The sequence below is a fragment of the Peribacillus aracenensis genome (assembly GCF_025175645.1).
Taxonomy (GTDB): domain Bacteria; phylum Bacillota; class Bacilli; order Bacillales; family DSM-1321; genus Peribacillus; species Peribacillus aracenensis.
This window is the reverse complement of sequence record NZ_JANZMJ010000101.1, coordinates 1-1,000: the sequence shown is the minus strand read 5'-3', so window position 1 is coordinate 1,000 and position 1,000 is coordinate 1. Positions and strand designations below refer to the sequence as shown.

1 protein-coding gene is annotated in these 1,000 nt (G+C 39.2%); it reads left to right on the top strand.

The window, feature by feature from the left end; translation table 11 throughout:
• Positions 1-224: 224 nt before the first annotated feature.
• Complete coding sequence (locus N0M92_RS29165; RefSeq protein ID WP_260289032.1) at positions 225-746, top strand: helicase; 522 nt, start codon at positions 225-227, stop codon at positions 744-746.
• The last annotated feature ends 254 nt before the right edge of the window (positions 747-1,000 follow it).

The window sequence follows — 1,000 nt, the reverse complement described above, 5'->3', positions numbered from 1 at the left end:
TCTCAATTTAGTAATAAAAACCAGAATTTCAATACTCTGTTTAAAAGTAGGATAAAAAAATAATTCGCCTAATACACCGAGTGGTGCAAACCGTTGATACATCAATGTTCATAGAGGGAGGTTAGTTCAACAAGGAAATTTATGGGGAATTGTAGAATATTTAAATGCAGTCCATTATATCGGTTTTTCAGCCTATGTACCCAATATGTTAGGAGTGATTACGATTGCTATACCCTGATTGTCCAGTTATCATCAGAACAGTAGAGGTTGGCGGACTTACGAAATCGCAGCTTATCCAGAAATTACAACAATACTCTATCTTGATGAATGAGTATGGAGAGAGGCTACTAGCTGATGATAAATTTACGACTTCTGATAAAAAGTACAGCCTTCAGACCGTTGAACTAACCGTAGGCGACCTTGGCTTTCCTGATGGAGCTACTACGGCTCAGATCTTTAAAAAAGCGAGCGAACTTGGTTTGGAATTGTGTCCCCTTGAGCTGGGACCTCACCTAAGACTGGGGTATCGGGATCAGCCTGAAGGTTATTTGGGGAATCCTTTACATCGACATCAAGCTCCATCAGGTTCCATCACAATAGCGTCGGAGATACTAACTGAAGACGATGATTTTCCGAGAGGATTTTATCTTAGACGAATTAACGGCGTGTTGTGGCTGCGAGGATACCTTGCTGATCATCTGCACGTTTGGAATCCTGATGATCATTTTATTTTTTGTCAAAAATGACAGCTAACAAGACAAACCAGCCTAAGTCATTTTACGAAAAACTTTCTCTAACAATTTTCTACCTTATCACCTTATCGTTACTAGCAGAGCGTTACCTTCTAAGCTATGTTCTGACCCACTTTTGTTCAACTGATATGAACGAAACTGTCAACCCACCACACCCAAATGTTTTTAAATGGTGTTTCATTCAGCTATGAATAGAGTTATTCCTTGTTCAACTTATAAACCAAATATCCTTTCGGATTTAGCTTGTC